Origin of the sequence: Promicromonospora kroppenstedtii DSM 19349, assembly GCF_000515355.1 — a bacterium.
Classification (GTDB): domain Bacteria; phylum Actinomycetota; class Actinomycetes; order Actinomycetales; family Cellulomonadaceae; genus Promicromonospora; species Promicromonospora kroppenstedtii.
The window spans coordinates 3,483-7,600 of sequence record NZ_KI911737.1; the positions used below are offsets into that span (position 1 = coordinate 3,483).

Annotated in this window: 5 protein-coding genes; 4 read left to right on the top strand and 1 reads right to left on the bottom strand. The window is 73.3% G+C overall.

Going from position 1 to position 4,118, the window contains the following annotated elements; all coding sequences use genetic code 11:
- Positions 1 to 551: AraC family transcriptional regulator (locus PROKR_RS22220; RefSeq protein WP_169736519.1), on the bottom strand; the 551-nt coding region annotated here is incomplete at its 3' end.
- A 200-nt stretch (positions 552 to 751) separates the two neighbouring features.
- On the opposite strand from PROKR_RS22220, the gene PROKR_RS22225 reads away from it, so the two are divergent.
- The 4 genes from PROKR_RS22225 to PROKR_RS22240 form a co-directional block, all read left to right on the top strand.
- Complete coding sequence (locus PROKR_RS22225) at positions 752 to 1,510, top strand: SDR family NAD(P)-dependent oxidoreductase (RefSeq protein WP_036967657.1); 759 nt, start codon at positions 752 to 754, stop codon at positions 1,508 to 1,510.
- Between the two features lie 43 nt (positions 1,511 to 1,553).
- A complete protein-coding gene (locus PROKR_RS22230; protein WP_211240202.1) occupies positions 1,554 to 2,183 on the top strand; it encodes a putative glycolipid-binding domain-containing protein in 630 nt (209 codons plus the stop codon).
- Positions 2,184 to 2,343: 160 nt separating this feature from the next.
- Positions 2,344 to 3,180: an HAD family hydrolase gene (locus PROKR_RS22235; protein ID WP_051433247.1), complete on the top strand. Its 837-nt coding sequence runs from the start codon at positions 2,344 to 2,346 to the stop codon at positions 3,178 to 3,180.
- A 118-nt stretch (positions 3,181 to 3,298) separates the two neighbouring features.
- Positions 3,299 to 4,118 (top strand): serine/threonine-protein kinase (locus tag PROKR_RS22240; protein ID WP_211240203.1); only part of this gene is annotated, 820 nt, incomplete at its 3' end.

Below are 4,118 nucleotides of genomic sequence, written 5' to 3' on the forward strand. Positions count from 1 at the left end.
CGGCTGGTGACCAGCGCCGGGACGACGGCGCCGCGGCCCGCGGGGCCGGTTCCCCAGGGCGCGGGGGAGCCTGCCCTCGCCGACGGCTCCGTTGCCGGCTCGGTGCGCGTCCTGGCTCCGTGCCCTGGAGCCGCGACTGATCGCCCCGATTGTGCTGTCCGGCTGGTCGCACCCGTACCCGCACCCGCACCCGTACCCGCCCGTGACCCAGCCGCCGTCTCCGCCGACAGCAGAAGCTCCGCGATCGCCGGTGCGGTCAGCGTCATGCCGAAGCCCAGTGCCGGCGCCTCCGCGCTCGCCTCCGTGAAGCGTCCGATCACCGGCAGGTCGATCGACGTGACCAGGTACTCGCCCGGGCCGTAGCAGACCGTCTCGGCGCCCAGCCGCAGCTCCTTGGTGCCCTGGGTGATCAGCGCGAACGTGGTGCCCGTCGTCGACGCCTCCGGGCTCCCCGGCCGGGTCTCGCGCGAGAGGAACACCCCGGGCAGGGGTTCGCTCGTCCCGGTGGGCGCCCGCCGGTCCAGCAGCTCGCGCAGCTCGTCGAGGTCCATGCCGACCACCCTCCTCCTTGGATCCTGCCCGATGCCCTTTCGAGCAGGATCAGGCAAGAACCCTCCAGGATCGCCCTGTCTGTCGCGCCCCGAATCGCCTTGACTGGTCGAGGAGCCAGGGCGCCACGATCCCGCCTTCCGGCTTCGACCAGAAGCAGTATCCAGCAATCAGGACACCCCAACCAGATCTCGAGGCAGACATGTCGATCACCATCGTCGTCGGGGCCAGCTCCGGCATCGGCCAGGCCGCCGCGATCCGCGCCGCGGAGGGCGGCTCCGGCGTCATCGTCACCTACAACGCGAACCAGGACGGCGCGCTTGAGACCGTCGCACGCATCCAGGAGGCCGGGGGTACCGCCGTCGCCCTGCCGCTCGACGTCGGCGACAGCGCCACGTTCCCCGCGTTCCGCGCCGCCGTCGAGCGGGCACTGGCCGAGACCTGGGGCGCGCGGACCGTCACCGGCCTGGTCAACAACGCCGGGTACGGGGGCGGCACCCTCTTCGCCGACACCACCGAGAAGCAGCTCGACGACTTCTACCGCGTCATCTTCAAGGGCCCCTACCTGGTGACCCAGGCCCTGCTCCCACTCATCGAGGACGGTGGCTCGATCGTCAACACCGCCAGCAGCTCGGCCGGCACGGCAGGGCTCTCGGAGGGCTACTCCGCCTACGGCTCGATGAAGGGCGCCGTCATCGTGCTGACCCGCTACCTCGCCAAGGAGCTCGGCGCGCGCGGTATCCGCGTCAACTCGGTCTCCCCGGGCCCCACGAACACCCCGTTCGCGGGCGGCGCCTTCGAGGCGTACCCCGAGATGACGGCGCAGCTCGTCGAGCGCACCGCCCTTGGGCGGCTCGGCCGCCCGGACGACGCCGGATCCGCCATCGCCTTCCTCCTGTCCAACGGCGGCCGCTGGGTCACCGCGCAGAACATCGAGGTCACCGGCGGCTTCAACCTCTGACGGACCGGTGACCTGCCGCGGAGTCGGGCACTAGGGTCGGACCGTGCGGCTGCGCCCGATGCCTCCGGTGTCGGCCTGGACCCATACGGGGGTCCGGGCCGGCTTCGAGGTCATGTTCGCGGAGCGGACCGACCGGGGTCACGTGCTGCTCGGGCACACCACCGCGGTCGAGGGCGAGCATGCCTGGTCGGTCGGGTACCGGATCGACGTCGACCGCCACTGGTGCACGCGCCGTGCCGAGATCGAGGCTGTCACGGCGGCGGGCGCCCTCCGCACCGTCCTCGAACGGGCCGACCTCGACCCGAACCCCGGCAGGAACCCCGGCGCAGAGCCCGCCCCCGCCCTGCCGCGCTGGCTCGTCGACCGCGTGCCCGCACCCCGGCTGGACGGCTGCCTCGACGTGGACCTCGAGTCCTCCGCGGTGACCAACACGCTGCCGGTCCACCGGCTCGACCTCTCGCCGGGCCGGACACACCAGGCGCCCGCGGCATTCGTCGGCGCCGGGGACCTCGGAGTCCGGCGGATCGAGCAGGACTACCGGTTCCGCGAGCGGACGCCAGGTGCGCTGCTGCTGGACTACGCGTCGGCCACGTTCGACTTCGCGTGCGCGCTCACCCTCGACAGCGCCGGCCTGGTGCTGGAGTACCCCGGGATCGCGGTCCGCGAGCGCTGATCGGGCCGGGTGCGTCATTCACCCGCCGCGACGTGTATCGTTTCGCCCGCCGCAGGCCTCTGACCTGGGACAAGACCCGCTCTCAGGCCCGAGGTGCGAGTTCCAAAATGTCCTAGTATGGGGGATGATAGGCCTCGCCACCTATCACCAGGGGAATACCGTGACCGCGACCGCCTCCGGGGCCACCGCAGCGCTGCCCGACGTGCCGACGTCGACACCCGCCCTCGTCGCCTGCGACCTGGGTGGGACCCTTGTTCGTTCGGGACGCCGGGCCACCCCCGCCGTCGTCGACGCGCTCGCGGCCGTCCGCGCCGCCGGCCACCACCTGGCGATCGCCACGGGCCGCTCCCTGTCGGTCGCGGTGCAGATGGTGCGTCTGCTCGGCATCCGCGACGGCTGGGTGGTCGCGGCCAACGGCGCAGTGACCGCGCGCCTGGACGGCAACGGCTACTCCGTGGTGCAGGTGACCCCCGTCGAGGCCGAGCCCGTGGTCCGGCTGGTGTCGAAGATCCGCCCGGACCTGCGGCTCGCGGCCGAGGTGGTCGGCACGGGCTACCGCGTCACCAAGCGGTTCCCCGACGGGCAGCTCGGCGGGCACCAGGAGGTGCTGCAGCGGGTCGGGGACATCTGGGCGCGCCCGACGCCGCGCCTCGTCGTGCACGGGCAGTGGGCCCAGCGCCTGACCCCGGCGCTGCGCGAGTCGGGTGTCACCGCGTTCCCCACCCGGGTCGACTGGGTGGACGTCACCGCGCCCGGCGTCAGCAAGGCGACCGCGCTGGAGAGCATCCGCGCCGAGCTGGGGGTCGTGCCGTCGCGCACCCTCGCGATCGGCGACGGCGAGAACGACCTGGAGCTGCTCTCCTGGGCGGGCGTGTCGATCGCCATGGGCCATGCGCCGGACACCGTCCGCGCCGTCGCCCACCAGGTCACGAGCAGCGTCGAGCGGGACGGCGCGGCGTCGGCCCTGTACGACGCGCTCCTGCTACCGGCAGCCTGACCTGCCCGGACGGCCCGGCGCCCATTGATTGAACCAAAACGTTAGGCCCTCTACCATCAGGCCAGCAGTCCGGCACGGAAGCCGGTTCGGGGCGGTCGGATGAGAAGTCGGGGGCACAGTGCCAATCGCAGCGCTCAGCGGTGAGGATCCGCGCGAGGTCGGGCCGTACGTGATCGAGGGCCAGCTCGGGTCCGGCGGGATGGGCAGCGTCTACCTGGGCCGTCCGCGGACCGGGCGGCCCGTCGCGGTCAAGCTGATCCACCCGGACCTGGCGGGCGACGCCGAGTTCCGCACCAGGTTCCGGCGCGAGGTGGCCGCGGCGCGCCGGGTGGGCGGGTTCTGGGCAGCACAGGTGGTCGACGCCGACCCCGACGCCGAGCGGCCCTGGATGGCCACCGCCTACGTGGCGGGGCCTTCGCTCGCTGACGCCGTGGGCCAGGAGGGCGCGCTGCCCCTGTCCGTGGTCCGCACCCTGGGCGCCACGCTCGCCGAGGGGCTGGGTGCGATCCACGACCAGGGCCTGGTGCACCGCGACCTCAAGCCGTCCAACATCCTGCTCGCGGACGACGGCCCGCGGGTCGTCGACTTCGGCATCGCCCAGGAGCGCGACGCGACGTCGCTGACGCACCAGGGCTCGATCGGTACGGCGCCCTACATGTCGCCCGAGCAGGTGCGTGGCCTGGACGTGACGCCGGCGTCCGACGTCTTCTCGCTGGGCTCGGTGCTCGTGTTCGCCTGCACGGGCCGCAGCCCGTTCGGTGGCGGCGCCGCCGAGGACGTCGGCCGTCGCGTCGTGCGGGACGGGCCAGACCTGGCCGGTGTGCCGTCGGGCCTGCGCGGTCTGGTCGAGGCCTGCCTCGCGAAGGAGCCGGCCGACCGTCCCACGCCGTCGGACGTCGTGGACCGGCTCGCGAGCGCTACGGGCGGCGGGGGGGGGC